Raw genomic sequence first — 25,883 nt, 5'->3', positions numbered from 1 at the left:
TGTATTTAAGCCAGAACCTCACGTACAAAGGCCTCGATAGCCTTATCCTGGCAGTTTTCAAAGAAGCACTGCTGGAAGCGCACCCCCGAGACGGCCGTTTTCACCAGTTCCGGATCGATGGCCCGCAGGGTGTCGAGATAGTTCTCTTTCACCACCGCCGCTTTCACCTGATTCAGGATGCCCGCGTTGCGCACCTGCGGCTCTTTTCGCTCTGGCGGATAGCCTTCGCCATTGCGGCCGGTGAACGCTTTTTCAAAGATGAAGCGGACGTTCAGCTCGGCCCCCCAGCCAAAACCTTTGGCAAACGGCAGCGAAAGCGCATTTCCGTTGTTGATTTGGGCAAACAGGAACGCATCGGCCGGGTCAATGCAGTAGCCACACACCACGCCCGGATGGATATTCAGCGACATCAGTGCGCCCTGGCCAGTACCGCAGCCGGTCACGACAAAATCCACGGCTTTGGCGTTCAGCAGAATACTCGCCATAATCCCAAGATGAATATAGGTCAGGTGATGATCCTGCTCGTCGCTCATGCCGACGTTATAGACAGGAAAGCCTTTTTCATCAGCCACGGCCTTCAGCTCACGATGGATAACGGCGTTTTTCGCGGCCTGACTGTTTTCCATCATCAGTGCAATCTTCATTCTTTACTCTCCTGAAATGTGCGGAGCGCTCCGCAGGGAACAGACACAACAGGCTCACCTTAGCGCGACTCAAACACACATTCAAATTTAATGAAATTATGTTTCATTATTTACAACTGGCTTCACAGATTTCTCGCCAATAGTCGTAATGAATGATGATTCACATAATCAATAAAATCCTGTCAGGGATCCCGGCAGTTAGTTAGACTGAACACCAACGACACTATAAAAATCAGGAACCTTCTTGTGCGCTCCTTGCTAACAATGTCGCTCACTTTGCTCTGGCTCACGCTCACTATGCATGCTTATTCACTGCGGGCCGAACCCTTAACAAGCGTTAAAGATTCAACGCCCGTTCCGGTCTGGCTTTTTGATGCCGAAAACTTCGAATTCTGGCGTGACAGCAGTGGACACTATCAGGGCTATTACCCGGAGCTTATTCAGGAAATTAATAAACGCTACGGCTATCAGCTGGAACTGAAACCCATCAGCGGCGAAGAGATTGGCAAGCGCTTCAACGCTAACAGTTTTGGTGTTTACGCAGGCGTGTTAAGAACCGAGGCGCGCTCACGCAGCAAAGTGCTTTCTGCCCGGCTGTTCGATAACGAGGTTCTGGCGGCAAGCCTTAGTCGCACCGCCTCCGTGCCGGACGATCTCAACGATACCAGGGTGATTTTTCGTCGCGACGATGCCACACAGAATCAGGTGCTGACGCGCTACCCTTCCCTGCGCTTCAGCAAGATCATTCTGGTCAACAGCAGCACCGAAGCGTTTACGCTGCTGCGCGATCGCAAGGCCGATTTCTACATCAACGACGACTCTGAAATGGACGACACGCTGCATTACTACACGCTGTCGCGTCCTTTCGCTGATTTACGCCTTCCCTGCGTGATGGGATTCAGCCCTGAGCTTCGCGGTATGCGCGACAACATCAATAAGGCGATCGCCGAGTGGCAGCAGAGCGGGAAGCTGTGGGAGCTGGAAAACCGCAGTAAACGTAATTATCTGGTCAGCCGCATTCAGATAACGCCAGATGAAGCTAAATGGATCCACGACAATCGCCTCACCGTCTGGCTGCCCAGGAACGAAAACTTCGCTCCGCTGCTGTGGCAGGACGAGCGCGGCTACCACGGCACGGTGATGGACATGATTAGCGACATGCGCGATCTGCTGCACCTTAATATCGACGTAAAGTTTACCGATAACTATGTTTCTCACCTGCGCCAGGAAGCCTGGCCGGTGCGGATGGTCAACGTTGTCGAAAGCCACGATCAATCGCAGATGGAAGGTATCATTGGCCCGGCACTCTCCTGGCATAACGCCTACTACAATCGCGTCGAGCAGCCCTTTTTATGGGATGAAGAACAGGTTCGCTTCAAGCGAGTGGGCGTGATCCGCGGTTCGTTTGCAGCGCTCTATCTCCACCAGCGCTTTGGCAACGATATTACGGTACTGCCTGCGGCCTCGATTGAAGATCTGGTCAATGCTATCGACCAGCACAAGATTGATTTTATCCTCGGCGATCTCAGCTCGCTGGAAAGTTCGCTGCGCGGCAACGACCTGTTTCGCGGCGTGCTGAAAGTTGCCGGACTAACGCGCTCGGATTATCGGATCGTCTCCTGGGTGGACAGCGAACACCCGTTGCACTCACTGTTGACGCAGATCCACCGAATCTCCAGCTACCGTACGCAGATGGAGCGCTCGCAGGAGGCGCCTCTTCTTCCGGACTTCAGCAAAAACACCCTTAAAATTATTAGCGTGGCGCTGTTCATCACCGTGCTGTTTAGCCTCTGCCTGCTGTGGCTGATGTGGCGGCACATGAAGCAAAGTCAGGCCGTCAACCGAAGCATCGTGGAAGCGATGGAAAAAGTGAACCGCGCCCACGATGACGAAACGGGCAGCCATATTCAGCGCGTGGCAGCCTATTGTGGGCTACTTGCCCGGGAGATCGGCCTGCCGCGTAAAACCGTGCATGAAATTGAGCGCTTTGCTTCGCTGCACGACGTGGGAAAAATTGCCGTACCGGAACGCATTTTGCGCAAACAGGGGCCGCTCACGGAAGAAGAGTTTAACGAAATGAAGCTACACACGCTTAAGGGCTGGCGCATTATTCAGGGGCTCGGCCTTGGGCCAGTGGCTGAAAATATCATCCACTATCACCATGAAAAATGGGATGGCAACGGCTATCCGGAAGGCTTAAGCGGCGAGCAAATTCCCATTGAAGCGCGCATTCTGGCACTGGCAGACGTCTATGACGCCCTGCGGCAAAAACGCATCTACAAACCAGGCTACACCCATGAACACGCCTGTTCGCTCATTTTTGCCGGGGCGGGTCGCCATTTTGATCCGGAGCTTATTAACCGCTTCCGCCAGCTGCACCCCAAATTCCAGGCTATTTACGACAGCCAGGCCGACTGAGCGCATTCGTTGCAGAAACTGACGCTGGATGTGCCAGCTATTCAGGGCATTGGCATGATAAGTGGGCGCTAAGATGAGAGGATCGGACATTTATGCAGAGTGAGCCATGAAAAAACTGATCCCCTTCGTCGCAGCGATCGCCCTTTCCGCCTGTACGGTTCATCGTCAGGCCAACGTCACCGACGTCGACAGCACCAGCGGTATCGTGCGTCTGACCTACGGCCAGGCGATGTTGCAGAATGCCACTACGGATAATTATGTTGCCAGCGGCTCAGCCACTAAGCAGTGCCAGCAAATGGGTTATGCTACCGCGGTGGCCTACGGGCAACCCGTCACCACCTGTACCGTGACCAGCGGATCGCTGTGCATGAATGAAAGCGTAACCGTTCAGTATCAGTGCCGCGGCATTGCAGTGACGCCTGCCCCGGTGGGAAATTACTGGTAATTTTGGCTGCCGGTTTATTTTTACCGGCAGTAAAAAATAATTATTCTCATTTTATTATCCAATAGCCGCAATGCGTTTTATTCCCATTAGCATTTAACAATATTTATTTTTTATTTTACCTTTTGCAAATAACTTAATTACAAATTAGACTTCCCGCTACATTCTCCTGAGCCAAATAATGCGGAGCACGCCATGCTGAAAACAGAAATGATCGACAAACTGAATGAGCAAATGAACCTCGAACTCTATTCCTCTCTGCTGTATCAGCAGATGAGCGCGTGGTGCAGCTACCACAGCTTTGAGGGTGCAGCAGCGTTTTTGCGCCGTCACGCTCAGGAAGAGATGACGCACATGCAGCGCCTGTTTGATTATCTGACGGATACCGGCAGCCTGCCGCGTATTAATACGATTGATTCTCCTTTCGCAGAATATAACAGCCTCGATGAACTGTTCCGCGTGACCTATGAACACGAACAGTTAATCACCCGTCAAATTAACGAACTGGCTCACGCCGCCATGATCAGCCAGGATTATCCAACCTTTAATTTCCTGCAATGGTATGTAGCGGAACAGCACGAAGAAGAGAAGCTGTTTAAATCCGTTATCGATAAACTGTCGCTGGTCGGAAAAAGTGGCGAAGGCCTCTATTTTGTCGATAAAGAGCTGGCAACCCTCGACGCGCAAAACTGATGTTCAGGCGGCAGCGATCCCAGCTGCCGTCGTTATTTGCCCCACCTCGCAAAAGCGTAAACCCTTCATTACACCCACTGTAATTCAGATTTGACGAGACCCCGCTTTTCCCCTACCCTGCGCGGCATATTGAGTTGTTTCTATCCGTAATAGCAGAGGAAAGCGTGAAGAACCGCACCGTAGGGAGTATTTTAATCGTCGCCGGGACGACCATTGGCGCAGGAATGCTGGCGATGCCGCTGGCTTCAGCAGGCGTTGGCTTCGGCGTTACGCTGGTACTGCTTTTTAGCCTGTGGGCGCTGATGTGCTACACCGCTTTGCTGCTGCTGGAAGTTTATCAGCACGTGCCTGCCGATACCGGGCTGGGCTCGCTGGCGCTACGTTACCTGGGTCGCTACGGCCAGTGGGTGACGGGTTTCAGTATGCTGTTCCTGATGTATGCCCTGACGGCAGCCTACATCAGCGGAGCCGGAGAGCTTCTGGCTTCGAGCCTCGGCCAGTGGCTGAACGTCCAGCTTCCTCCTGCGGCAGGCGTGCTGCTGTTTACCGCCGTGGGCGGTGGCGTGATCTGTGTGGGCACCACGCTCGTCGATCTGTTCAACCGTTTTCTGTTTAGTGCAAAAATCATCTTTCTGATCCTGATGCTTGCTCTGCTGTTGCCACATATCCACCAGATAAACTTGCTGACCCTGCCGCTTGAGCAGGGGCTGGCGCTTTCTGCAATTCCGGTGATTTTCACATCGTTTGGCTTCCACGGCAGCGTGCCAAGCATCGTCAGCTACATGAACGGCGACGTGCGTAAGCTGCGGAAGATTTTCGTCATCGGCAGCTTTATCCCGCTGGTGGCCTACATTTTCTGGCAGCTGGCAACGCTTGGCAGCATTGATTCTTCGGCATTCAGCTCCCTGTTGGCCAATCACGCCGGGCTGAACGGTCTGTTACAGGCCATTCGCGAAGTTGTCGCCTCCCCGCACGTTGAGCTGGCCGTACATCTGTTTGCCGATCTGGCGCTGGCGACGTCGTTCCTTGGCGTTGCGCTGGGGCTGTTTGACTACCTGGCCGATTTGTTTCAGCGCAGCAATACCGCAGGCGGTCGTCTGCAAACCGGGGCCATCACTTTCCTGCCGCCGCTGGCCTTTGCGCTATTCTATCCGCGCGGTTTCGTGATGGCGCTGGGCTATGCCGGCGTGGCGCTGGCCGTACTGGCATTAATCATCCCCTCTTTGCTGGCGATGAAAAGCCGGCAGGAACACCCTCAGGCGGCTTATCGCGTCGCCGGGGGTAAACCAGCGCTATGGCTGGTCTTTAGCTGCGGTGTCACGGTGATTCTGGTGCAAATCGCGATTGCCGCGGGAATGCTTCCGGCAGTTGGCTAACGCCAGAAATGAAATTGCGTTTTTGAAATTGCCCAGCGGCGCTTCGCTGGCGCGGGCCTACGTGATTCTCGTAGGCCGCCGGGTAAGGCATCAGCCGCCACCCGGCAGAAATACGCTGCGGAGCTATTAGACAGAAGGCCCTTTCGGGCCTTTTTGTCGCTTATTTCAGACAGCAGTTTTTATATTTCTTCCCGCTGCCGCACGGACAAGGATCGTTGCGCCCTGTCTTGCTCTCATTTTTAACCGGCTGCTGAACCGGAGCGCTCTGCGGATTCTCCAGCCAGTAGTGGCAGAGGCTGAGCGCCGCAGGCTTCAGCAAATCGACGCTGGCAATGTACTCTTCGGCCGTTAACGCATCCAGTCGTGTGAAATTGTCTTCGCGCCCGTGCAACGCAATGGCGTCCAGCTGAGGTTGCAGGTTTTCCGGCAACGCCGACCAGTCGCTCAGATCGACCCCGCGCATATAGCCGAAGCACCACTCTTCCACGATGGTGATTTCCTGCCCTTCTTCTTCACGGGTGCCGAACAGCGGTTCGTACTGATCCGGATAATCGCCAAGGCGTTCGCCGATATCATCCATATGCTGCAGGGTCAGATTCACGAAACGATCGCGTTCGCGGTCGTTGGCCCAGCGTGGTACGAAGTCCGCTCCGCCCCACACCGCCAGCATCCAGTCGGCAGGTTCGATATCGACTGGCGAAGAGAGAATTGCCGTCAGCATGCCGTCCAGCTCGGAGACATCCATTACGGATTTCTCATTGCCATAGCGGGCCAGAACATCATCCAGCCACTCCAGTTCGCTTTCGTTTAACGGTCCGGTTTTCATCACTGATTACTCGTTTGGGAAGTGTGTTGAAGATAGAACATCAGAATTGCAAAGACAAAAAAACCACCCGAAGGTGGTTTCACGACACTGCTTATCATTGATTTTATTCTTTTTTTCCCATGGTAGCCGGAGTGGGACTTGAACCCACACAGCGCGAACGCCGAGGGATTTTAAATCCCTTGTGTCTACCGATTCCACCATCCGGCCTCGGGAAATAAAGTGGAGGCGCGTTCCGGAGTCGAACCGGACTAGACGGATTTGCAATCCGCTACATAACCGCTTTGCTAACGCGCCGATATTGCTAACACCCGCAACTGCCGATGTTTTTAAACTGGAGCGGGAAACGAGACTCGAACTCGCGACCCCGACCTTGGCAAGGTCGTGCTCTACCAACTGAGCTATTCCCGCAGAATCAGATGACCTTAATCACTTGATTTTGTTACCGTCTGGCAAGCTGTGCTGCCGTTCGATGCGATGCATTCTACTTACCTGACGCACTGAGTCAACGTTAATTTTCACCGCACAGGATCGTTTGCTGAAATTTACGTCGAAACGATCACTGTTCAAGCAAATCGCCGCGCGCGGCATTGAGATACTGGAACATAGACCAAAGCGTCAGCACCGCAGCGACCATAAACAGGCCAATGCCCGCCCACTCAACCCACTCGTTTGGCCGCCACAGCATCCACACCAGCGCCGCCATTTGCGCGGTGGTTTTGACTTTACCAATCCAGGAAACCGCTACGTTGCTGCGCTTGCCGAGCTCCGCCATCCACTCACGCAGCGCCGAAATGATGATCTCACGCGCGATCATCGTCGCCGCGGGCAGCGTCACCCACCATGAATGATAATGTTCAGCCACCAGCACCATGGCTATCGCGACCATCACCTTATCGGCAACCGGATCGAGGAATGCGCCAAAGCGGGTGCTTTGATTCCAGCGGCGGGCCAGATAGCCATCGAACCAGTCCGTTACCGCGGCGACAAAGAAGATCAGCGCACAGACAAACGGCGCCCAGGTGAACGGCAGATAGAACGCCAGCACGAAAAAGGGGATCAGGATGACGCGGAACAATGTGAGCAACGTAGGGATATTAAATTGCATGGCGACGGTAACTATCTGTTGTCAGTAAAATTAGCCCTATGTTGCTACAGAGCCCCTAATGTTTCAATGAGTAGAAGATCTTTTCTGCCAGACCGTGTGAAATGCCGGGTACTTTCGCAATATCTTCCACGCTGGCTTTCTGCAGCCCCTGCAATCCGCCCATATATTTCAATAACATCTGGCGACGCTTCGGCCCTACGCCCTCAATGGTCTCAAGCGTACTGGTGCTTTTCACCTTCGCCCGTTTTTTACGGTGTCCTGTGATCGCATGATCGTGAGATTCATCGCGAATGTGCTGGATCACGTGCAGCGCCGGAGAATCGGACGGCAGGTTGAAACCCTCACCTTCCGGCTCGAAAAACAAGGTTTCCAGCCCGGCCTTGCGATCGCTGCCTTTCGCCACGCCCAATAGCAGCGGGTGACGTTTGTCCCAGTTGACCTCAAGCTCGGCAAAAACCTGTTTGGCCTGGCCGAGCTGGCCTTTCCCACCGTCAATCAGGATAACGTCGGGGATTTTGCTTTCTTCGATGTCCTTGCCGTAGCGGCGACGCAGCACCTGGTTCATCGCCGCGTAGTCATCACCCGGCGTAATGCCGGTAATATTGTAGCGACGGTATTCCGCACGCAGCGGGCCGTTGCTGTCGAATACAACGCAGGAGGCGACGGTTTGCTCACCCATCGTGTGACTGATGTCGAAACACTCCATACGTTTAACTTCCGGCAGGTTCAGCTGCGTTGCCAGCGCCTGCAAACGCTGAGAAATAGTCGACTGCTGTGACAGCTTCGTGACCAGCGCGGTTGCGGCATTAGTGCGCGCAAGCTTCAGGTAACGCGCCCTGTCGCCGCGAGGCCTGGTCTGAATATTGATGCGACGCCCGGCCAGTTCGGAAAGCGAATCGGCCAGCAGCGTTTTGTCACCCAGATTGAAGTCCAGCAGGATCTCACCCGGGAGCGTGCGTGCCTGGCTGCCCTGCAAATAGAACTGGCCGACGAAAGTCTCCACCACTTCCACGGCTTCCGTCCCGGCCGGGACTTTCGGGAAATAGCTGCGGCTGCCGAGCACTTTACCCTGGCGGATAAACAAGACATGAACGCACGCAAGGCCACCGTTGAAGGCTACGCCGATAACGTCGAGATCGTCGCCTTCATTGGAAACAAATTGTTTTTCGGTGACGCGGCGCACCGCCTGAATTTGATCGCGAATGCGGGCCGCTTCTTCAAACGCCAGCGACTGGCTGGCTTTTTCCATGCGGGCGACCAGCTGATTGACAACCTGCTCATCTTTGCCGGCGAGGAACAGACGCACATACTCCACCTGCCGGGCATACTCTTCTTCACTCACCAGCCCCGCCACGCACGGGCCGAGGCAGCGACCAATCTGGTACTGAAGGCAAGGTCGCGAGCGGTTACGGTACACGCTGTTTTCACACTGGCGTATAGGAAAAATTTTCTGCAACAGCGCCAGCGTTTCTCTGACCGCGTAGCCGTTGGGGAACGGACCAAAATACTCGCCTTTGGCGTGCTTTGCCCCACGGTGCATCGCCAGCCGTGGATGGCTGTCACCGCTCAGGAAGATAAACGGATAGGATTTGTCATCGCGCAGCAGCACGTTGTAGCGCGGCTGATAGAGCTTGATGTAATTGTGCTCCAGCAGCAGCGCTTCCGTTTCCGTGTGGGTGACGGTCACGTCAATCTGCATAATCTGCGCCACTAAGGCTTCAGTCTTACGCGAGGCAAGGTTGCTGCGGAAATAGCTGGAAAGACGCTTTTTGAGATCTTTGGCTTTACCGACATAGATGACCGTGCCGCCAGCATCGTACATACGATAGACGCCGGGCTGGCTGGTCACAGTTTTCAGAAAGGCTTTTGAATCAAATACATCACTCACTGACTTGCTAACGACTCCGCATTGCACAGGCCATGGCGAATTGCCAGGTGAGTCAGCTCGACGTCACCGTGAATGTTCAATTTGCTAAACATACGATAGCGGTAGCTGTTCACCGTCTTCGGGCTGAGATTTAACTGTTCGGAGATCTCAGTCACCTTCTGGCCTTTGGTGATCATCAGCATAATCTGCAATTCACGTTCAGACAAACTGGCGAACGGTGATTCTGTTTTTTCTGGCTCGATCTGGCTCAGGGCCATCTGTTGAGCGATATCGGAAGCAATATAGCGCTGCCCGGCGAAGACGGAGCGGATGGCATTGACTACCTCCTGTGGTGCAGCACCTTTACTCAGGTAGCCTGCGGCCCCTGCCTGCATCACTCTGGCGGGCAGCGGATTTTCCGTATGGACGGTTAACATGATGACTCGGGTACCGGTAGTGGCGCGCGCAATTTTGCGTGTGGCTTCCAGCCCGCCAATACCTGGCATGTTCATGTCCATAAGCACCACATCGACCGGGTTTGCGCGGCACCATTTGACCGCATCTTCACCACAGCAGACTTCACCGACGACTTTAATACCCTTTATATCTTCCAGAATGCGTCGTATCCCTGCGCGCACTAGTTCGTGGTCATCAACAAGTAGGATGTTGATCAAAGGAATAATCTCCAGAATAGGGATAACGCAACTCTCTCTAAAATCGCAACCATATTAACGGGTTTTATCTAAACATTGAAAGTCAAAAAATGTGCCATTTAGGTTTTTACTTAGATTTCTGGAAATTAAGCTGTACAACAACTGGAAACAACTACAAAACAGTTAGATACAACAACCGCATTTTTAAACGCTTGCCTTCAGAAAATTTCTTAAAAACACGACATTTTACGCAGATGAAAAATACGATTGCAAAAATGTAACAATAATTAACTGGTCATGAACCCGCGCTAAACAAATAAGCGACGAACGCTTTCTTACCCAGCTTAATTTAGCCGTAAGCAGCTCTGATCAGAGGACAAAAATCAGACGCTCCCGTTTTTCCTCTCGCCTGTGGTATACTGCGCGACCTTTACTGTTACTCCCCGCGCAAGCGCGATGAAATCCAACGAGGAAATAGATGAGCACTCCTGATTTTTCCACTGCTGAGAATAATCAACAACTGTCCCAGGAAGTTTCCTGCCTGAAAGCCCTGCTGACCCTGATGCTGCAGGCGATGGGCCAGGCAGACGCAGGACGCGTGATTATTAAAATGGAAAAGCAAATCACGCAGATGGAAGATGAAGCTCAGGCGGCCGTATTTTCCAGCACGGTTAAGCAAATTAAACAGGCTTACCGCCAGTAATGATGAAACCGGCTGCCATGTGCAGCCGGTTTTGCGTCTGGCACGCAGAACGTCGGATGCGGTCAGATAATGCCTGTCGCTGCCGCATAGCAGGCAATCTGAGTTTTGTTGGGCGCGTTGAATTTCTTTTGCATATTCTTCTGGTGGAAATTCACCGTATTTTCAGAAATCGACAGGATTATCGATATTTCCGCTGAGGTTTTCCCCTCCGCCGTCCATTTCAGAATCTCCAGCTCCCGCTTGCTGAATTTCATTTCTGGCGCCATGACCGTCGTATCTTCCAGCCGCAGCAACGTTGCCATACTAAGCTCCATCAGCGTTTGCAGTCGTAACTCGGTTTCATCATCCGCGAACGGATTAGCCTGATGACTTTGCCGCGATACGGATAAAAATCCGAGCGCCCGATTCGGCAGCATCAACGACTGTGTGATCCCACGCCTTAAGCCATGGTCACGCGCAGCATCCCAAAATGCCTGAGTCTCTTTGAATAAGCTTTCACTCCAGGGAAGATGCCCATTCTGGTAATTCTCAGCCTTCAGCACAGGATCGATGGCGAAATAGTTTTCAGCCTGATAAAGGTCCATCCAGGCCTCAGGATAGGTGGTGTGCAAAGAGAGTTTAGGGCGGGTAAACGGCACCGGATGACGCACGCACAACGCGAACCAGTCATATTCCAGCAGGTGCGTTTGCTGTTGCAGAATGGCATAGACCTGGTCATCTGCCGCGGCGGAGTGAAATTGTTGCGTCAGTCCCTTCCGCCAATGAAAAAAATCGATGTCCCTCATATCTGACGAGAAAACTCCTGATTGATAATCATTCCTGTGAATACTGCAAACTAACACATAAACCCTGTTTATATATCTAAAATATCGTTGAAGGCGTAAATAATCTGATACCCCCTCTTTTCTCGGGGCAAACTGGCGGTGGAATATGTTGTACAAGCATGCAGAAATTAAGCACACCTTAAATACAGGCGACAAAAACTTAAGCTAAATTTTCTGATAAAAGAAAACGGCCTGAAATTATCAGGCCGCTATTGAAGATTACTGCATCAGGAATTTTTCAAGGAACTGACGGGTTCGTGGCTGCTGCGGGCTGGCGAACAGCGCTTTGGCTTCGCCCTGCTCCACGATGCGTCCTTGATCCATAAAGATGGCCCGATCGGCAACGTCGCGGGCAAAGCTCATCTCATGAGTGACGATAACCATTGTGCGCTTCTCCTTCGCCAGCTGGCGGATAGTATTCAGCACCTCACCCACAAGCTCCGGATCCAGTGCGGAAGTCGGCTCATCAAACAGGATAACGTCCGGGCGCATCGCCAGGGCGCGAGCAATCGCCACGCGCTGCTGCTGCCCGCCGGACAGGCGGCGCGGATAGCTGGTTTCTTTACCCGACAGCCCAACCTTTGCCAGCAGCTCACGCGCGCGGGTTGCCGCTTCGCCTTTGTTCTCACCTTTAACGATCACTGGCCCTTCAATAATGTTTTCCAGCACCGTACGATGCGGGAACAGATTGAAGTTCTGGAACACAAATCCCACGTGCTGGCGCAAAGTCCGAATCAGCCCTTTCTGCTGGCTCAGCGGACGCGCAGTGTCGATGGTGATGTCACCCACCCGAATCGTGCCGCTTTCGGGCTGCTCCAGCAGGTTAATGCTGCGCAGAAGCGTGGTTTTACCCGAGCCGCTCGGCCCGATAATCGCCACCACTTCGCCCTCTTTCACCTCAAGATCGATACCGTGCAGCACCGTCTGACCGTGGAATTTTTTTACCAGGTTTTTAACGTCGATAGCACTCATTTCGGATCACGCTCCTGGCGGTTCAGCTGGTTTTCAAAGTAGTTCTGTAACGCGGAGAGTACCGTCGCCATGACCCAATAAATCAGCGAGGCGGCGAGGTACATGGTGAACACTTCCAGCGTACGCGAGGTGATCAGCTGCGCCTGACGGAACAGCTCCGGCACCTGAATAGTGGCCGCAAGTGACGTGTCTTTCACCAGGCTGATAAAGCTGTTCGACAGCGGCGGCAGCGCCACGCGTGCAGCCTGGGGCAGAATGGCGCGACGCAGGGTTTGCCACGGCGTCATGCCGATACTGGCGGCGGCTTCCCACTGACCTTTATCAATCGACGAGATCGCCGCACGCAGCGTTTCCGAGGTATAGGCTGCGGTGTTGAGCGACAGACCAATCATTGCCGCCGGAATCGGATCCAGCTCGATGCCAAACTGCGGCAGGCCGTAGTAGATCATAAAAAGCTGGGCAATGAGCGGCGTGCCGCGGAAAATCGAGATATAAAACCGCGCCAGCCAGCGTACCGGGGCGATGGGCGACATTCGCATCAGCGCCAGCACAAAACCCAGCACCAGGCCGAAGAACATCCCGCCGATGCTGAGCTGTAAGGTGAAGACAGCGCCTTTCAGCAGGTAAGGCAGCGAGTCGATAACCAGTTGGATACTTTCTTGCATTATGGGTGTCTTTTATACGTGTGGGTGATAGGCGAACAGCGCCGGAGCGCCGCCGGTATGAATAAAGAGAATCGGTCCTTCATCCTTAAAGCGTTTCTGGCTGATGCCGTCGATAAGCCCGGCCATCGCTTTGCCGGTGTATACCGGATCCAACAAAATTCCCTCCAGGCGTGCCAGCAGCTTCACGGCCTCCATCCCTTCATCGTTTGGCGTACCGTAGCCTGGGGCAAAATAATCATCCCACAGCGTGATTTCCGCTTTCGCTTTGAGTTCGAGGCTTTCGGCCACGGCCTGCTGAAGCGTAACGACTTTAGGTTTCTGATCGGCAATGCGACGGGACACCGTCACGCCAATCAGTTCCGCCTCAGGCATCAGCTGTTCTAAGCCAACGGCCAGACCGGCGTGCGTACCTGCGCTGCCAGACGCCACCACGACAGAAGAGAGCGAGACTGCGCCTTCACACTGCTGTGCAATTTCCAGCGCGCTTTCAACGTAGCCAAGCGCGCCAAGCGCATTCGAGCCGCCGACCGGAATCACATATGGGCGAAAGCCCTGCGCTTCCACGCGCGTGGCAAGCTCTTCCAGTTGGCGGTTTGGATCGGTCAGCGCATCGCACATTTCGATTTGCGTGCTGAAATAGTCCAGCAACAGGCGGTTGCCGTTGCTCAGATAGTTCTCAGCTTTTGTGCCAATCGGATTTTCCAGCAGCGCCACACAGTGCAGGCCCAGCTTCGCCGCCACAGCAGCCGTCTGGCGCACGTGGTTAGACTGAATCGCGCCTGCGGTGATCAGCGTATCTGCACCTTCGCGCAGCGCATCAGCCGCCAGAAACTCAAGCTTACGCAGCTTATTGCCGCCCATCGCCATCGGCGTGACGTCGTCGCGTTTGATAAAGATGTCGCGCCCCAGATAGTCGGAGAAACGGGGCAGGTACTCCAGAGGAGTCGGTGCGCCAATAAATTCCAGCCGAGGGAAACGTGTGAGATTCTGCAGTGACATAGCACCTCCTGATTTTCTTTTTATTATGCACACAGTTGCGGGTGAAATGAAAAAAGGCGCTGGGTTAGCGCCTTTTGATTTTTTATGGGGCAACAGCATTGTCTGCTCCCCCTCTCCCCGACCCTCTCCCTGAATGGAGAGGGAGAAAGTCAAAACCCGCTCCGGCCAATTCCCTCTCCCATTGGGAGAGGGTTAGGGAGAGGGAGATTACCGATGTTTATTTGGTTACGTCAGCCCCGAACCACTTCTCGGACAGCGCTTTCAGGCTACCGTCTTTCTGCATATCGGCGATAGCACCGTCGATAGCTTTCAGCAGGTCATCGTTGCCTTTACGCAGCGCCACGCCAGATTCCTGACGGGAGAATGCTTCACCGGTGACGGCCAGCGTGTTGTTGGTTTTCTTCACCAGATCCAGTGCGGCAAGACGGTCAACCAGAATGGCATCAATACGGCCTACGCGCAGATCCTGGTATTTGGTCGGATCGTCATCATAGGTACGCACGTCCACACCCTGCACGTTCTGACGCAGCCACTCTTCGTAGTTGGTGCCCAGACCCACGCCGACTTTTTTGCCCTTCAGGTCCGCGGCGGTTTTAATGGTGCCTTCATTGCCTTTTTTCACCAGCGCCTGAATACCGGACACGGTATAAGGCGTGGAGAAGTCATATTTCTTTTTACGCTCGTCGGAGATGGTGACCTGGTTAATCACCACATCAATGCGTTTAGAATCCAGCGACGCCAGCATGCCGTCCCATTTGGTCGGCTTGAGGTCTGCTTTTACGCCCAGATGCTTTGCCAGCTCCTGGGCAAACTCCACTTCGAAGCCGGTCAGCTTGCCGTCATCGCCCTGGAAACTGAACGGCGGATAGGTGCCTTCCAGGCCCACACGCAGAGAACCACGCTCTTTCACCTGACTCAGCAGATTTTCTGCCGCGAAGGTTTTCACACTTGCCCCGGCGACCAGCGCCACGGCCATCATGCCCATCAGAGCCTGACGGCCCAGAAATGCTAGTTTCATTCTTTCCCCCAACATTTGAATTTTTTTGCAGTGTAAGGCGTTTGGGAAAAACAGCTAATACCCGTCCGCTATAAGCCATTCAAATTTAATATAACTCAGAGGTTGCCTGCATGCCGAACTTCTGCTGATCGCCCACCGGGCGCAGACTTTTGAATTGCGAATACTTTCGTAGCGCAATGCGGTAGTTGTTGGTACTGGTTTGCGGCAGCCACGGCGCGAGATTTTCGTCCGCTTCACCCGCAAGCAATGCGCGGTCGATTTTCAGCGCGCTCAGATGATTGCCCAGACGACGCAGGCGCACAACGTATTCACGCACGGTGCCTGGACTCATGTCGGTTTGCTCGAAGAGATACTGCTTAAAGCCGAGGATATCGAAGAAGTCGCTCTGCTCTTTGCAGTGCAAATCGCCGCAGAAACGGCACAGCGCCACCCACTCGCGGCGCTCCTGTTGCCAGTCGGCTTCGTCCATCAGCATATCAAGGCGGGAAATAGCGATTTTGTTGACGATTTCGCCCCGACGCACAAGCGTGATGCGGTCGAGCATTTTATGGCAGTGGGCGCAATGCGTCTGGCTGTGTTTAAAGTCTTTGAGATAGCGGCTTAAAGGCCGTCTTTTTACCTGCTGCACCGTCATGATAACTCCTGGTAGTCAATGCTATGTGCGGCATTTCTCCAGGCATGACAGCTTAGCCGCCCTCCTGGTACCGACCCAGTTTTGTTCGCAAACGCTTAATGGCCTGGCTGTGAAGCTGGCTGACGCGCGACTCTCCCACCTCCAGGACGGCACCAATCTCTTTGAGATTGAGCTCTTCCTGGTAATAGAGCGTCAGCACCAGCTGCTCACGTTCCGGCAAGGCTTCAATCGCCTCCATCACGCGACTACGCAGGTTGCCCTCCATCAGCAGATGGAGCGGGTTCTCCTGCTGGTTCTCTTCAGTCACCAACTCGATACTGTCGCCGTGCTCTTCCCGCCACTCGTCGTAGGAGAAAAGCTGACTGTTGTTGGTATCGAGCAGCATCTGTCGATACTCCTCAACGGCAATGCCCAGCCGCTGCGCGACCTCCGTTTCGGTGGCGTTGCGGCCCAGCTCCTGCTCCAGTTGCCCCATCGCCTGCGCCACTTCACGGGCGTTGCGACGAACGCTTCTGGGCACCCAGTCCCGGCTGCGCAGTTCGTCGAGCATCGCGCCGCGTATGCGTTGTACTGCGTAAGTGGTAAATGCCGTGCCTTGCAGTGCATCGTAACGTTCGACGGCATTCAGTAATCCAATGCCGCCCGCCTGAAGCAGATCGTCCAGTTCTACGCTCGCGGGCAGTCGCACCTGAAGGCGCAATGCTTCGTGTCGCACCAGAGGTACATAACGCTGCCACAGCGAGTGTTTATCCATTACACCTTCAGCGGTATAGAGTGAATTCACGATAAACAGCCCTGCAATAGTTGAGTTATCGGCATGATTATCCGTTTCTGGAGGGGTTTTAATCGACGGAATAGTGGCTAAAAGGAGGGGTTATTTGGGGAGTTAAGTGAAACTCTAAAACAGAAAAACCCCGCCAAGGCGGGGTTTGTTAAGCGAATCAGGATTAGCCCTGCAGCAGAGACAGAACCTGCTGTGGAACCTGGTTTGCTTTAGCCAGCACGGAGTTACCGGCCTGCTGAATGATCTGCGCTTTAGACATGTTGGACACTTCGGTCGCATAGTCGGCGTCCTGAATACGGGACTGCGCTTCAGACAGGTTGGTGGTGGTGTTGTTCAGGTTGGTGACCGCAGAGTCCAGACGGTTCTGGATAGCACCCAGAGAAGAACGGAATTTGTCTACGGAAGCGATAGCCTGATCCAGTTTGTCCAATGGGTTAGAGGTAGAACCTGTGGTCAGGCTGCTCAAACTCATGTTATCAGTATCAATCTTAAATGCAGCAGTACCAGAGGTAGTTGCAGTATCAGCAGACTGCGGATCAATCGCAACATAATAAGACTTCGCCGTACCAGTTGTGCCATCGAATTCGCTTTCGAAGCCATTCGCTTTTAAGTTATTAACTTCTGCCGCACTTCCTGGAGTGATGGTGATTTTTGCAAACAAGTTACCGTTATCGTCTTTATAGACGTTGGAACCATCAACAGCAACACTACCAGCATCTACACCAAGGCGAGTCGCCAGGTCGCCGGCAGTATTTTCATTAACCGTCGCCGCCGTAACATTAGTTGTTGAACCGTAGTAGGATTTAAAATCTTTACCCGCTGTGCCGTCCAGTGCTGTCATCGTGCCTTTCGGACCATTAACGTTAAAGCTGTCCAGACCCAGAGTATTAGAGTCGATTTTCTTCAAATCAATGTCGATGGTTTCACCGTCGTTTGCGCCAACCTGAATAGACATTTTACCGTCTTTAGCCAGTACGTTCACGCCGTTGAACTGGGTCTGACCGGATACGCGGTCAATTTCATCCAGGCGGGATTTGATTTCGTCCTGGATGGAAGACAGGTCGGAATCGGAGTTAGTACCGGTAGAAGCCTGAACGGTCAGCTCACGGATACGCTGTAAGTTGTTGTTGATTTCAGACAGCGCGCCTTCAGTAGTCTGCGCAACGGAGATACCGTCGTTGGCGTTCCGCGCAGCCTGAGTCAGGCCCTTGATGTTAGAGGTGAAACGGTTAGCAATCGCCTGGCCCGCAGCATCGTCTTTGGCGCTGTTGATACGCAGACCGGAAGACAGACGCTCAATGGAAGTCGACAGAGCAGACTGGTTCTTGTTGATGTTGTTCTGAGTGATCAGCGAGAGGCTGTTGGTATTAATGACTTGTGCCATGATTTGGTTTCCTGTTGTTCATCAAATCTGTTAGTAGATTTGGGTTTCCACCCGTCGGCTCAATCGCCGTCAATGTGGTTATCGTCGCCCTCCATCCAACCTTTAGATTTTTTTTCACAAACCCCTGAATAATTTTTTAGCCGCCGAAATAGTCCGCCCTCGTGCCTTTATTCCCGCCATTAAAAAAAGCAAATTAAACGTAAACTTTGCGCCAATCCCGCCGATAACCCCGGTATTCATTCTACGTGTCGATAAATTTAAGGAATAAATATGGCAAGTATCTCTACACTGGGAATCGGTTCGGGTCTTGATTTGAGCACCATCCTGGATAACCTGGAAACGGCTGAAAAAGCGGGTCTGAAGCCTATTTCAACTCAGCAATCTTCCTACACCGCCAAGCTGAGCGCCTACGGCACGCTAAAAAGTGCACTGGTCGCATTCCAGACGGCCAATACCGCCTTAAACAAAGCAGGTCTGTTTACCGCCACCAGCGCCAACAGTAGCTCTTCAGCATTCAGCGCCACCACCACCGGTAACGCCGTGGCGGGAAAATACACGATTAGCGTCTCCCAATTGGCACAGGCGCAAACGCTGACCTCCAAAACCGCGCAGGCCGACAGCAAAACCGCGATCGCAAGTAGCGACAGCACCATTACCATTCAGCAGGGCGGCGGTAAAAAACCGGTCACGATTGATATCAGCGCCGCAAACTCCTCCCTGAGCGGCATTCGCGATGCGATTAACAAAGCCGATGCGGGCGTCAGCGCCAGTATTATTAACGTCGGGAACGGCCAGTATCGCCTTTCGGTCACCTCGAACGACACAGGCTCTGACAATGCGATGACCATCGCCGTCAGCGGTGACAGCGCCCTGCAAAGCTTTATGGGTTATGACGCCTCCGGCAACGGCGGCATGCAGGAGAGCGTGACGGCGCAAAACGCCAAACTCAAAGTCAACAATATCGACATTGAGAACAGTAGTAATACCATCAGCGACGCGCTGGAAGACATTACTCTGAACCTGAACGACACCACCACAGGTAATCAGACGTTAACCATCACCAAAGACAACTCACAGTCTGAAACAGCGATTACCACTTGGGTCAATGCCTATAACTCGTTGCAGGATACTTTCGCCTCACTCACCAAGTACACCGCGGTGGATGCAGGTACCGATTCGCAGGATACCACCAACGGCGCTCTGCTCGGCGATAGCACCCTGCGCACCATTCAGACCCAGCTGAAAAGTATGCTGACAAGCTCCGGCAGTTCGACCCTGAAAACGCTTTCCCAGATTGGTATCACCTCCGACGCCAGCACCGGCAAGCTGAGTATCGACAGCACCAAGCTGGAAACTGCACTGAAAACCGGTTCTTCGAACATCAAAGACCTGTTTATGGGGGACGGAAAAGCCACCGGCATCACCACCACCATGGACAAGAGTCTGACCAGCTGGCTCTCCAGCACCGGGATCGTCCAGGCGGCCACCGACGGCGTGAGCAAAACCTTAAAAAATCTGACCGACCAGTACAACGCCGCCAGCGACCGCATTGATACGCTGATGGCACGTTACAAAGCCCAGTTCACCCAGTTGGACGTAATGATGAGTTCGCTGAACTCCACCAGCAGCTATCTGACTCAGCAGTTCGAATCGTCTTCCAGCAGCAAAAGCTAATTAATCAAGCTCAGGAGCTAACATGTACGGCGCAAAAGGCACGCAGGCCTACGCAAAAATCGGAGTCGAAAGCGCGGTGATGAGCGCCAGCCAGCAGCAGCTGGTGATCATGCTGTTTGATGGCGCCCTCAGCGCACTGGTGCGCGCACGCCTGTTTATGCAGGATAACAACCTGGAGGGGAAAGGCCTCTCCCTCTCGAAAGCCATCAACATCATCGAAAACGGTCTGAAAGTGGGCCTCGATGAAGAGAGCGAAGATGAGCTCACGCAAAATCTGATCGCGCTGTACGCCTACATGGTAAGGCGTCTCCTGCAGGCGAACCTGCGCAATGACGTTTCCGCTATCGAAGAGGTGGAAACGCTGCTGCGCGAGATCGCCGATGCCTGGAGGGACGTTGCCACCTCGACCAACCTGATTCAGGACGCCGTCTAATGAGTACTGCACCGCACCTGTATAGCCTGTACCAGCAGCTGCTTGAGCAAAGCCTTGCCATGCTGCGCCTTGCCAGCGAAGGACAATGGGATGAGTTGATCGCCTGTGAAATGGAGTACGTCAGCGCGGTGCAAAAACTGGCAGAGGTGACGCGTCAGTCGGAACCCTCGGGCGTGATGCAGGATCAGCTGCGTCCGGTTCTGCGGGCGATTCTGGAAAACGAGACGGAAGTGAAACGTCTTTTACAGGCCCGAATGGACGAGCTGGCGAAGCTCGTCGGGCAGTCAACCATCCAGAAATCCGTCCTCACCACCTACGGCAAACAGGGCGGCCACGTTCTGGTTCCGCAGGAAACCCGCGATACCCCAACCAACTGATTCGCTGGCGCGCACCGCGCGCCAGGCGTTTTTCCGTTTCGTATTCCATACTTGAGTCTCCTTATCTGTCGGAGTCCGTGTATGCGCAACCCCACCCTGTTGCAGTGTTTTCACTGGTATTACCCCGCTGGCGGTGAATTGTGGCGAGAGGTCGAAGCGCTTGCGCCCAATCTGAACGAAATCGGCGTCAATATGATCTGGCTGCCTCCGGCCTATAAAGGCGCATCGGGTGGTTATTCCGTCGGTTATGACAGCTACGATCTGTTCGATCTGGGCGAATTTGATCAAAAAGGATCGGTTGCCACCAAATACGGCGATAAGGGCCAGCTGCTGGCTGCCCTGGATGCGCTGAAGAAAAACGATATCGCCGTGCTGCTCGACGTGGTGGTGAACCACAAGATGGGTGCCGATGAGAAAGAGCACATTCGCGTACAGCGGGTCAACGAACAGGACCGCAACCAGATCGACGATGAGATCATCGAATGCGAGGCCTGGACGAAATACACCTACCCGGTACGCAACGGCCACTATTCTCAGTTCGTCTGGGATTACAAATGCTTCAACGGCATCGACCACATCGAAAATCCCGATGAAAACGGCATCTTTAAGATCGTCAACGACTACACCGGCGAAGGCTGGAACGACCAGGTCGACGGCGAAATGGGCAACTTTGATTACCTGATGGGCGAGAATATCGACTTCCGTAACCATGCGGTCACCGAAGAGCTGAAATACTGGGCGCGCTGGGTGATGGAACAAACTCACTGCGACGGTTTCCGCCTGGATGCGGTGAAACATATTCCGGCCTGGTTCTACAAAGAGTGGATTGAGCACGTTCAGGAAGTGGCACCAAAACCGCTGTTTATCGTGGCGGAATACTGGTCACACGAAGTCGATACGCTGCAAAACTACATCAATCAGGTCGATGGCCAGACGCTGCTGTTTGACGCCCCGCTACAGATGAAATTCCACGAGGCCTCGAGGCTTGGCCGCGACTACGACATGAGCCAAATATTCACCGGCACGCTGGTGGAAGCCGATCCGTTTCATGCCGTGACGCTGGTCGCTAATCACGACACCCAGCCGCTACAGGCGCTGGAAGCGCCGGTCGAACCCTGGTTTAAGCCACTGGCCTATGCGCTGATTTTACTGCGTGAGAACGGCGTGCCATCGGTGTTTTATCCGGATTTGTTTGGCGCGGTCTATGAAGATACCGGCGGTGATGGCAACACCTACAAAATCGAGATGCCGGTCATCGAACAACTTCACGAGCTTATCGATGCCCGACAGCGGTTTGCGCACGGCGTGCAAACGCTCTATTTCGATCACCCCAACTGCATCGCCTTCAGCCGCAGCGGCACCGACGAAGCGCCCGGCTGTGTGGTGGTACTCTCAAACGGCGACGACGGTGAGAAGACGCTCACGCTCGGTGAAAACTACGGCCAGAAGCGCTGGAAAGATTTTCTCAATAATCGCGAGGAAATTGTTGAAACAGACGACGATGGCAAAGGCGTCTTTACCTGTAAAGGCGGCAGCGTCAGCGTGTGGGTGATGGAGGATGTTCTGTAGGGCTGTTTGTCACGAACCGCATTGAGTGGTGAAATGCCCGGTGGCGCTGCGCTGACCGGGCCTACGATTTCGCACCGTTTTTTATGTCCGGTTGTAGGCCCGGTAAGGCATAGCCGCCACCGGGCAATCGCAAACGGGCACATTTTTTAAGGCAATGGCGAAAGCAAAGGATTCTTCTGCAGATAGTCTGCACATTCCTGCGTCGGACGGTCGACACGTTTTAGCGTCATGCGATCGTAGTCAAGACGATCGCCGTCGCGCTCGATGGCGTAAACATCTTTCTTGCCAGTGACGTTATACACGTCGTCGCTACGCAGCATCAGTTTACCCGGCAGCGCAATCACGCGCTGCCACTGGCGACAGTCCAGCGTATCGCCGTCTTTGGTCACCACAAGCGTGGCAATGGCTTCCGGACTGACCATCGCGCTTTGCGGCCCTTCCGACTGCCAGTAACCCGCAAGGCCTGCCGGCGCAGGCGCTTTAACCACATCGTTGTAATTATCAACCTGAACACATCCGCTCAGCGCCAGCATTGCGCCGAAAATTGCAATTTTTTTCATCACTCATCCTGCAAACCGTGAAAAAAATATTGTGGCATTAAAGCGTTAACGCTTCCAGCCTTTACTTCTGCGGGATAATCGAGATATGGCCGTTGCTCTCGAGGATGGCAAACTTGATCTCCGCAAGCTCCGTCAGCCCCTGATTGTTGCGGGCCGATACCATAATATCCTCCTCGGAGATATCGGCCATTTTCATTTTTTTGCGCATCAATACGCCATTTTCCACCAGCACCACCGCCGTTCCGTCAATCATCTCCTCCGCGCCGGGCAGGTATTTTTTGATTTTGCCAAACAGCATATCCATTACGATGAGGGTAATGATGCACAGTGCAGCCCCGGTGACGGAAAAATCATTGCCGAGCAGCCCCTGCTGCGTCGCCTCGCTGATGATCAGCAGCAGAATCAAATCAAACGAGGTCATCTGCAACAGCGCCCGACGCCCGGCAATTTTGAAGACGACCACCAGAATCAGGTAAATCGCGACGGCACGAAGGATCATATCCATATACAAATCCTAAGGATAAATATACTGGGTCAAAGTGACAGCGGGCTGCTGGTTAGCCCTCAGCGTGGAGACGACCTTACCGGAATGCCGGGGTTGCACGCTAAGCCAAAGCGTATGCAAGCCCCCTTCCGGCTGGTCATGAAACTCGAGCGTCATATCGCCGTTATGGCTGCTGAATCGCCACGGCTGCGGGTAGAGGGCTTCGATTTCAAACATATCCATAAACTGCCCGCCGAGCGTCACGGTATAGCTCTCTCCCGGCGGCGCGTTGAGCGTGACTTTCAGATCCATATCGCTTTGGTTGCGACCAAAACGCTCGTAATCGACCTTCAGAGAGTGGTTGCTGTTTACCGCGCTGCCGTTGCTGAACATCCCTTTTGAAAACAGCCCGCAGAACCCGGCCAGCAGCACTAAAATCAGCAACACAAAACCGTACTGTCGTGCCGCATTTTCCACCCGTAGCCAGAAGGGGTGCTCTGCTACAGGCGCTGATGAAGACGATGAGGATTTACTGTCAGCCATAATGACCCCGACGCGTGAGCGAACCGTAGAGGAAAGTATGGTCGCTTCCGGGCAGACCGTAAGTGACTGATGAAAAAATAGTGACAGGAAGTTATAGAGATATATCCCAACCAGCCCGGGCCGGGTTTCACATTTTATTAAACCTGCATGCCCATCATATGAGCATACATTTTTCATAATCGACAAAGATCGTCTCAGAGCACACCAAATAACAGATGATTAGCGTCGTTGAAAACATCAGTCGTCTAAGTTCACCTTAGATCGAGTGCTGTTTTATGCCTCCCCCATGTCCCATCATCGAAGCTTTACGAGCGCGTTTCCAAAGTTACTATCCCCTATATTTTCTCCTTCCGCCGTTCCCGGCGGGAATCTCAGCAAACCATGACATCAGGACGATGAAACAGAAAACCTATCACTACCTTCAGTTCCAGGCTGAGGGTAGTGATGTCGTTACTTCCGCAGTCAGCGAGGTTTATTGCTTAGTAAAAGAAGATGTAGTCTTACCTGATAAACCTTGAATTGCCGTCAACGCCTAAAATCGAAAAGGTAGCATTGCGCGGATTTCACTAAACCAATGGTTGACTGCGGGGATTTCCTCCAGGAGCCAGAAACCTAACACAATCATCACAATACCCATTACCAGATGAAAAATAATGCTGAACCAGAATTCAATAGGTTTGTCATCTTTATGAATGTACTCCTTTCGGCTCGTTCCTTTGAATGTTTTGGTATAAACGCCACGACGACAGTAGATAAATGATTGAGCCAAGGAGATTGGACCAACCAAAAAAGCTGCGCATACGGTGAACCAATATTGAAAACCCATCGCCATTCAATCCATTTAATGATTTTTCCCATTATTGCACAGGTAGTTCAGATTCCGCTCAGGATGGCATAAGCATCCGCTACTCACTCGAACGTGTCGGCATAGTGGTTAAACCTGGACGGCATCAGCAAACGTTCGTGGATGTATCTACCTTCACCGCGGCTGTGAGCGCACCTACACCAAAGTCCTTCTGATGGAAGAATATTTGAATGGTCGCAGCGACGGATTTAAACACTGAATGGTTATTTGTTTGGTCCGTGCGGAGCAAGACGGAATTCCAACTGATAAAGTTTTCCATCCGGAGCTTTAAAGTCGACGTCAAAAGAGCCCGGCGGGTTAAACGGATCTGGAACGTTTCTCGCTATACACGTTGACCGCCAGGCTATATGGCCGTTTTTTCCCAAGCCAAGTGAGCGTGACTTCCACCAGTCGTACCATGACTGGTCTGTTGGCTGGTCACTGCCCTTCTCTCTTACGAACCAATGATTCCGCTTCGATCTCTTTCCCATTTCACGAGTGGAGTACATCGGGGATGGAAGCTTTTTGTCTATCAGCATCTGACGTGCCTGATTATGCATTAACGAGAAATGCATTTTGGTCACTCTCACGCCTGTTAATCAAGGAAAAATCATGAGCGAGTTTGCGCTTATTGAAATCAAGCCGGAACCTGCTCCAATGCTTTACATCACAAATGGCCTTGACGTTTACCTTGAGCAAATCTGTCAGACAGATCGGGCTGGTGTCCGCAAGGCGGCACCATCAATTACATCCGCGAGACGCTACCAGTCCCGAAATACGGATGCATGCTGGTCGTTGGCTGCCGGTGCTAACCCGAACTTCATCGCGAAGCAAATGGGCCACACCGACGCGCAAATGGTTTACCGGGTGTACGGATCCTGGATGGCTGAAAATAACCAGGACCAGGTACTCATCCTCAACCAGAAATTGAGTGAGTTTGCCCCATCCATGCCCCACGCAGTGGGATCAGATGGATATTAATTATAAATATCATTAGGTTATCTAACCTAAACCTGCATCCCCATCACTTCCTGGTAAGCCGACACCAGTTTGTTACGCACCTGAATGCCCATCTGCAAAGAAACAGACGATTTTTGCAGGTCGGTCATCACATCGTTCAATGCCACGCCCGGCTCGCCTAAGGCAAATTTCTCCGCCTGCGCTTTGGCACTGTTTTGCGTTTCGCTGATGCGGTCCAGCGCGGCGTTGAGCTGCCCGGCGAAGCTGATAGTTGGCTGTTCTTCCACCTGCTGATTGCGGGCGACGCTGGCAGCAGCCTGCATTTGCGTCAGAACCCCTTCGATGCCTGTAATGGCCATTTTGATCCCCTGGTTGATGTCATGGGTGATGAGATTATCAGTTTGTCAATGAGATAAAGGCGCTAATTAACGT

27 protein-coding genes, 3 tRNA genes and 1 pseudogene are annotated in these 25,883 nt (G+C 53.2%); 10 read left to right on the top strand and 21 right to left on the bottom strand.

Annotated features, from left to right (window positions below):
• Positions 1-5 precede the first annotated feature (5 nt).
• Positions 6-644: an RpiB/LacA/LacB family sugar-phosphate isomerase gene (locus RTU33_RS11345; protein ID WP_312627397.1), complete on the bottom strand. Its 639-nt coding sequence runs from the start codon at positions 642-644 to the stop codon at positions 6-8.
• A gap of 246 nt (positions 645-890) precedes the next feature.
• On the opposite strand from RTU33_RS11345, the gene RTU33_RS11340 reads away from it, so the two are divergent.
• The 4 genes from RTU33_RS11340 to tyrP all read left to right on the top strand — a co-directional run bounded on the left by RTU33_RS11340 (position 891) and on the right by tyrP (position 5,573).
• Positions 891-3,062, top strand: coding sequence for an HD domain-containing phosphohydrolase (locus RTU33_RS11340; RefSeq protein ID WP_312627395.1), 2,172 nt, complete (start codon positions 891-893; stop codon positions 3,060-3,062).
• Positions 3,063-3,168: 106 nt separating this feature from the next.
• Entirely contained in the window at positions 3,169-3,507 is a 339-nt protein-coding gene (yecR, locus tag RTU33_RS11335) for a YecR family lipoprotein (protein ID WP_312627394.1), read from the top strand.
• A gap of 192 nt (positions 3,508-3,699) precedes the next feature.
• A complete protein-coding gene (ftnA, locus tag RTU33_RS11330; protein ID WP_312627393.1) occupies positions 3,700-4,197 on the top strand; it encodes a non-heme ferritin in 498 nt (165 codons plus the stop codon).
• Between the two features lie 164 nt (positions 4,198-4,361).
• A complete protein-coding gene (tyrP, locus tag RTU33_RS11325; protein ID WP_312627392.1) occupies positions 4,362-5,573 on the top strand; it encodes a tyrosine transporter TyrP in 1,212 nt (403 codons plus the stop codon).
• A gap of 160 nt (positions 5,574-5,733) precedes the next feature.
• On the opposite strand, the gene RTU33_RS11320 is transcribed toward tyrP, so the two are convergent.
• From RTU33_RS11320 to uvrY, 7 genes are all read right to left on the bottom strand, one after another.
• Positions 5,734-6,399 (bottom strand): YecA family protein, encoded by a 666-nt coding sequence (locus tag RTU33_RS11320; RefSeq protein ID WP_312627484.1) that lies wholly within the window; start codon positions 6,397-6,399, stop codon positions 5,734-5,736.
• Positions 6,400-6,519: 120 nt separating this feature from the next.
• Positions 6,520-6,606: transfer RNA gene (locus RTU33_RS11315), tRNA-Leu, on the bottom strand.
• Positions 6,607-6,619: 13 nt separating this feature from the next.
• Positions 6,620-6,693: transfer RNA gene (locus tag RTU33_RS11310), tRNA-Cys, on the bottom strand.
• A gap of 38 nt (positions 6,694-6,731) precedes the next feature.
• A tRNA-Gly gene (locus RTU33_RS11305) sits at positions 6,732-6,807 on the bottom strand.
• 148 nt (positions 6,808-6,955) lie between these two features.
• The gene (gene pgsA / locus RTU33_RS11300) at positions 6,956-7,504 is read right to left on the bottom strand and encodes a CDP-diacylglycerol--glycerol-3-phosphate 3-phosphatidyltransferase (RefSeq protein ID WP_312627391.1); all 549 of its coding nucleotides are present in this window, start codon (positions 7,502-7,504) and stop codon (positions 6,956-6,958) included.
• A gap of 55 nt (positions 7,505-7,559) precedes the next feature.
• Positions 7,560-9,392: an excinuclease ABC subunit UvrC gene (gene uvrC, locus RTU33_RS11295; RefSeq protein WP_312627390.1), complete on the bottom strand. Its 1,833-nt coding sequence runs from the start codon at positions 9,390-9,392 to the stop codon at positions 7,560-7,562.
• A complete protein-coding gene (uvrY, locus tag RTU33_RS11290) occupies positions 9,389-10,045 on the bottom strand; it encodes a UvrY/SirA/GacA family response regulator transcription factor (RefSeq protein WP_312627388.1) in 657 nt (218 codons plus the stop codon). The genes uvrC and uvrY overlap by 4 nt, the downstream gene beginning before the upstream one ends.
• Before the next feature lie 457 nt (positions 10,046-10,502).
• On the opposite strand from uvrY, the gene RTU33_RS11285 reads away from it, so the two are divergent.
• Positions 10,503-10,727 (top strand): DUF2594 family protein, encoded by a 225-nt coding sequence (locus tag RTU33_RS11285; RefSeq protein WP_097164893.1) that lies wholly within the window; start codon positions 10,503-10,505, stop codon positions 10,725-10,727.
• Between the two features lie 62 nt (positions 10,728-10,789).
• On the opposite strand, the gene sdiA is transcribed toward RTU33_RS11285, so the two are convergent.
• The 8 genes from sdiA to RTU33_RS11245 form a co-directional block, all read right to left on the bottom strand.
• The gene (gene sdiA / locus RTU33_RS11280; RefSeq protein ID WP_312627483.1) at positions 10,790-11,512 is read right to left on the bottom strand and encodes a transcriptional regulator SdiA; all 723 of its coding nucleotides are present in this window, start codon (positions 11,510-11,512) and stop codon (positions 10,790-10,792) included.
• Positions 11,513-11,770: 258 nt separating this feature from the next.
• Positions 11,771-12,523 carry an L-cystine ABC transporter ATP-binding protein TcyN gene (tcyN, locus tag RTU33_RS11275; protein WP_312627386.1) on the bottom strand — a complete coding sequence of 251 codons (753 nt, stop codon included), beginning with the start codon at positions 12,521-12,523 and terminating at the stop codon, positions 11,771-11,773.
• The gene (gene tcyL, locus RTU33_RS11270) at positions 12,520-13,188 is read right to left on the bottom strand and encodes a cystine ABC transporter permease (RefSeq protein WP_312627384.1); all 669 of its coding nucleotides are present in this window, start codon (positions 13,186-13,188) and stop codon (positions 12,520-12,522) included. Before tcyL ends, tcyN begins: the two co-directional genes overlap by 4 nt.
• A gap of 12 nt (positions 13,189-13,200) precedes the next feature.
• A complete protein-coding gene (gene dcyD, locus RTU33_RS11265) occupies positions 13,201-14,187 on the bottom strand; it encodes a D-cysteine desulfhydrase (RefSeq protein ID WP_312627382.1) in 987 nt (328 codons plus the stop codon).
• A gap of 217 nt (positions 14,188-14,404) precedes the next feature.
• Positions 14,405-15,205, bottom strand: coding sequence for a cystine ABC transporter substrate-binding protein (gene tcyJ, locus RTU33_RS11260; RefSeq protein ID WP_312627381.1), 801 nt, complete (start codon positions 15,203-15,205; stop codon positions 14,405-14,407).
• Between the two features lie 85 nt (positions 15,206-15,290).
• Positions 15,291-15,839, bottom strand: a complete 549-nt coding sequence (gene fliZ / locus RTU33_RS11255; RefSeq protein ID WP_312627379.1) for a flagella biosynthesis regulatory protein FliZ — start codon at positions 15,837-15,839, stop codon at positions 15,291-15,293.
• 52 nt (positions 15,840-15,891) lie between these two features.
• The gene (locus RTU33_RS11250; RefSeq protein WP_312627378.1) at positions 15,892-16,623 is read right to left on the bottom strand and encodes an RNA polymerase sigma factor FliA; all 732 of its coding nucleotides are present in this window, start codon (positions 16,621-16,623) and stop codon (positions 15,892-15,894) included.
• 163 nt (positions 16,624-16,786) lie between these two features.
• On the bottom strand, positions 16,787-18,007 hold the full coding sequence (locus tag RTU33_RS11245) for a FliC/FljB family flagellin (protein WP_312627377.1): 1,221 nt from the start codon (positions 18,005-18,007) through the stop codon (positions 16,787-16,789).
• Positions 18,008-18,277: 270 nt separating this feature from the next.
• On the opposite strand from RTU33_RS11245, the gene fliD reads away from it, so the two are divergent.
• The 4 genes from fliD (at position 18,278) to amyA (ending at position 22,060) form a co-directional block, all read left to right on the top strand.
• Positions 18,278-19,681 (top strand): flagellar filament capping protein FliD, encoded by a 1,404-nt coding sequence (gene fliD, locus RTU33_RS11240; RefSeq protein WP_312627376.1) that lies wholly within the window; start codon positions 18,278-18,280, stop codon positions 19,679-19,681.
• Positions 19,682-19,703: 22 nt separating this feature from the next.
• Positions 19,704-20,114 (top strand): flagellar export chaperone FliS, encoded by a 411-nt coding sequence (gene fliS, locus RTU33_RS11235; RefSeq protein WP_312627375.1) that lies wholly within the window; start codon positions 19,704-19,706, stop codon positions 20,112-20,114.
• On the top strand, positions 20,114-20,491 hold the full coding sequence (gene fliT, locus RTU33_RS11230) for a flagella biosynthesis regulatory protein FliT (protein ID WP_312627374.1): 378 nt from the start codon (positions 20,114-20,116) through the stop codon (positions 20,489-20,491). Before fliS ends, fliT begins: the two co-directional genes overlap by 1 nt.
• 81 nt (positions 20,492-20,572) lie before the next feature.
• Entirely contained in the window at positions 20,573-22,060 is a 1,488-nt protein-coding gene (amyA, locus tag RTU33_RS11225; RefSeq protein WP_312627372.1) for an alpha-amylase, read from the top strand.
• A gap of 146 nt (positions 22,061-22,206) precedes the next feature.
• On the opposite strand, the gene yedD is transcribed toward amyA, so the two are convergent.
• The 4 genes from yedD to RTU33_RS11205 all read right to left on the bottom strand — a co-directional run bounded on the left by yedD (position 22,207) and on the right by RTU33_RS11205 (position 24,479).
• A complete protein-coding gene (gene yedD / locus RTU33_RS11220; protein WP_312627371.1) occupies positions 22,207-22,620 on the bottom strand; it encodes a lipoprotein YedD in 414 nt (137 codons plus the stop codon).
• Between the two features lie 61 nt (positions 22,621-22,681).
• On the bottom strand, positions 22,682-23,125 hold the full coding sequence (locus RTU33_RS11215; RefSeq protein WP_312627370.1) for a YetF domain-containing protein: 444 nt from the start codon (positions 23,123-23,125) through the stop codon (positions 22,682-22,684).
• Positions 23,126-23,134: 9 nt separating this feature from the next.
• On the bottom strand, positions 23,135-23,647 hold the full coding sequence (locus RTU33_RS11210) for a hypothetical protein (RefSeq protein WP_312627369.1): 513 nt from the start codon (positions 23,645-23,647) through the stop codon (positions 23,135-23,137).
• A gap of 532 nt (positions 23,648-24,179) precedes the next feature.
• The gene (locus RTU33_RS11205; protein WP_312627367.1) at positions 24,180-24,479 is read right to left on the bottom strand and encodes a DUF2542 family protein; all 300 of its coding nucleotides are present in this window, start codon (positions 24,477-24,479) and stop codon (positions 24,180-24,182) included.
• A 765-nt stretch (positions 24,480-25,244) separates the two neighbouring features.
• Between RTU33_RS11205 and RTU33_RS11200 the strand changes: the two are divergent.
• Positions 25,245-25,472: pseudogene (locus tag RTU33_RS11200) on the top strand (integrase); the annotation flags it as partial.
• A gap of 26 nt (positions 25,473-25,498) precedes the next feature.
• On the opposite strand, the gene fliE reads toward RTU33_RS11200, so the two are convergent.
• Complete coding sequence (fliE, locus tag RTU33_RS11195) at positions 25,499-25,810, bottom strand: flagellar hook-basal body complex protein FliE (protein WP_312627366.1); 312 nt, start codon at positions 25,808-25,810, stop codon at positions 25,499-25,501.
• Between the last annotated feature and the right edge of the window lie 73 nt (positions 25,811-25,883).

It is taken from the genome of Scandinavium sp. (genome assembly GCF_032012665.1).
Taxonomy (GTDB): domain Bacteria; phylum Pseudomonadota; class Gammaproteobacteria; order Enterobacterales; family Enterobacteriaceae; genus Scandinavium.
The sequence above is the reverse complement of the archived record's forward strand: the minus strand, read 5'-3'. Positions and strand labels throughout refer to the sequence as shown.

What these genes read in the sequence shown, in the direction of transcription:
- fliZ (WP_312627379.1), bottom strand. Translation starts at nt 15,839, where the DNA reads ATGACGGTGCAGCAGGTAAAAAGACGGCCTTTAAGCCGCTATCTCAAA.
- RTU33_RS11245 (WP_312627377.1), bottom strand. Translation starts at nt 18,007, where the DNA reads ATGGCACAAGTCATTAATACCAACAGCCTCTCGCTGATCACTCAGAAC.
- tcyJ (WP_312627381.1), bottom strand. Translation starts at nt 15,205, where the DNA reads ATGAAACTAGCATTTCTGGGCCGTCAGGCTCTGATGGGCATGATGGCC.
- tcyL (WP_312627384.1), bottom strand. Translation starts at nt 13,188, where the DNA reads ATGCAAGAAAGTATCCAACTGGTTATCGACTCGCTGCCTTACCTGCTG.
- RTU33_RS11215 (WP_312627370.1), bottom strand. Translation starts at nt 23,125, where the DNA reads ATGGATATGATCCTTCGTGCCGTCGCGATTTACCTGATTCTGGTGGTC.
- fliE (WP_312627366.1), bottom strand. Translation starts at nt 25,810, where the DNA reads ATGGCCATTACAGGCATCGAAGGGGTTCTGACGCAAATGCAGGCTGCT.
- fliS (WP_312627375.1), top strand. Translation starts at nt 19,704, where the DNA reads ATGTACGGCGCAAAAGGCACGCAGGCCTACGCAAAAATCGGAGTCGAA.
- pgsA (WP_312627391.1), bottom strand. Translation starts at nt 7,504, where the DNA reads ATGCAATTTAATATCCCTACGTTGCTCACATTGTTCCGCGTCATCCTG.
- fliT (WP_312627374.1), top strand. Translation starts at nt 20,114, where the DNA reads ATGAGTACTGCACCGCACCTGTATAGCCTGTACCAGCAGCTGCTTGAG.
- amyA (WP_312627372.1), top strand. Translation starts at nt 20,573, where the DNA reads ATGCGCAACCCCACCCTGTTGCAGTGTTTTCACTGGTATTACCCCGCT.
- tcyN (WP_312627386.1), bottom strand. Translation starts at nt 12,523, where the DNA reads ATGAGTGCTATCGACGTTAAAAACCTGGTAAAAAAATTCCACGGTCAG.
- fliD (WP_312627376.1), top strand. Translation starts at nt 18,278, where the DNA reads ATGGCAAGTATCTCTACACTGGGAATCGGTTCGGGTCTTGATTTGAGC.
- RTU33_RS11210 (WP_312627369.1), bottom strand. Translation starts at nt 23,647, where the DNA reads ATGGCTGACAGTAAATCCTCATCGTCTTCATCAGCGCCTGTAGCAGAG.
- dcyD (WP_312627382.1), bottom strand. Translation starts at nt 14,187, where the DNA reads ATGTCACTGCAGAATCTCACACGTTTCCCTCGGCTGGAATTTATTGGC.
- RTU33_RS11285 (WP_097164893.1), top strand. Translation starts at nt 10,503, where the DNA reads ATGAGCACTCCTGATTTTTCCACTGCTGAGAATAATCAACAACTGTCC.
- yecR (WP_312627394.1), top strand. Translation starts at nt 3,169, where the DNA reads ATGAAAAAACTGATCCCCTTCGTCGCAGCGATCGCCCTTTCCGCCTGT.
- ftnA (WP_312627393.1), top strand. Translation starts at nt 3,700, where the DNA reads ATGCTGAAAACAGAAATGATCGACAAACTGAATGAGCAAATGAACCTC.
- RTU33_RS11320 (WP_312627484.1), bottom strand. Translation starts at nt 6,399, where the DNA reads ATGAAAACCGGACCGTTAAACGAAAGCGAACTGGAGTGGCTGGATGAT.
- sdiA (WP_312627483.1), bottom strand. Translation starts at nt 11,512, where the DNA reads ATGAGGGACATCGATTTTTTTCATTGGCGGAAGGGACTGACGCAACAA.
- RTU33_RS11205 (WP_312627367.1), bottom strand. Translation starts at nt 24,479, where the DNA reads ATGGCGATGGGTTTTCAATATTGGTTCACCGTATGCGCAGCTTTTTTG.
- RTU33_RS11345 (WP_312627397.1), bottom strand. Translation starts at nt 644, where the DNA reads ATGAAGATTGCACTGATGATGGAAAACAGTCAGGCCGCGAAAAACGCC.
- yedD (WP_312627371.1), bottom strand. Translation starts at nt 22,620, where the DNA reads ATGAAAAAAATTGCAATTTTCGGCGCAATGCTGGCGCTGAGCGGATGT.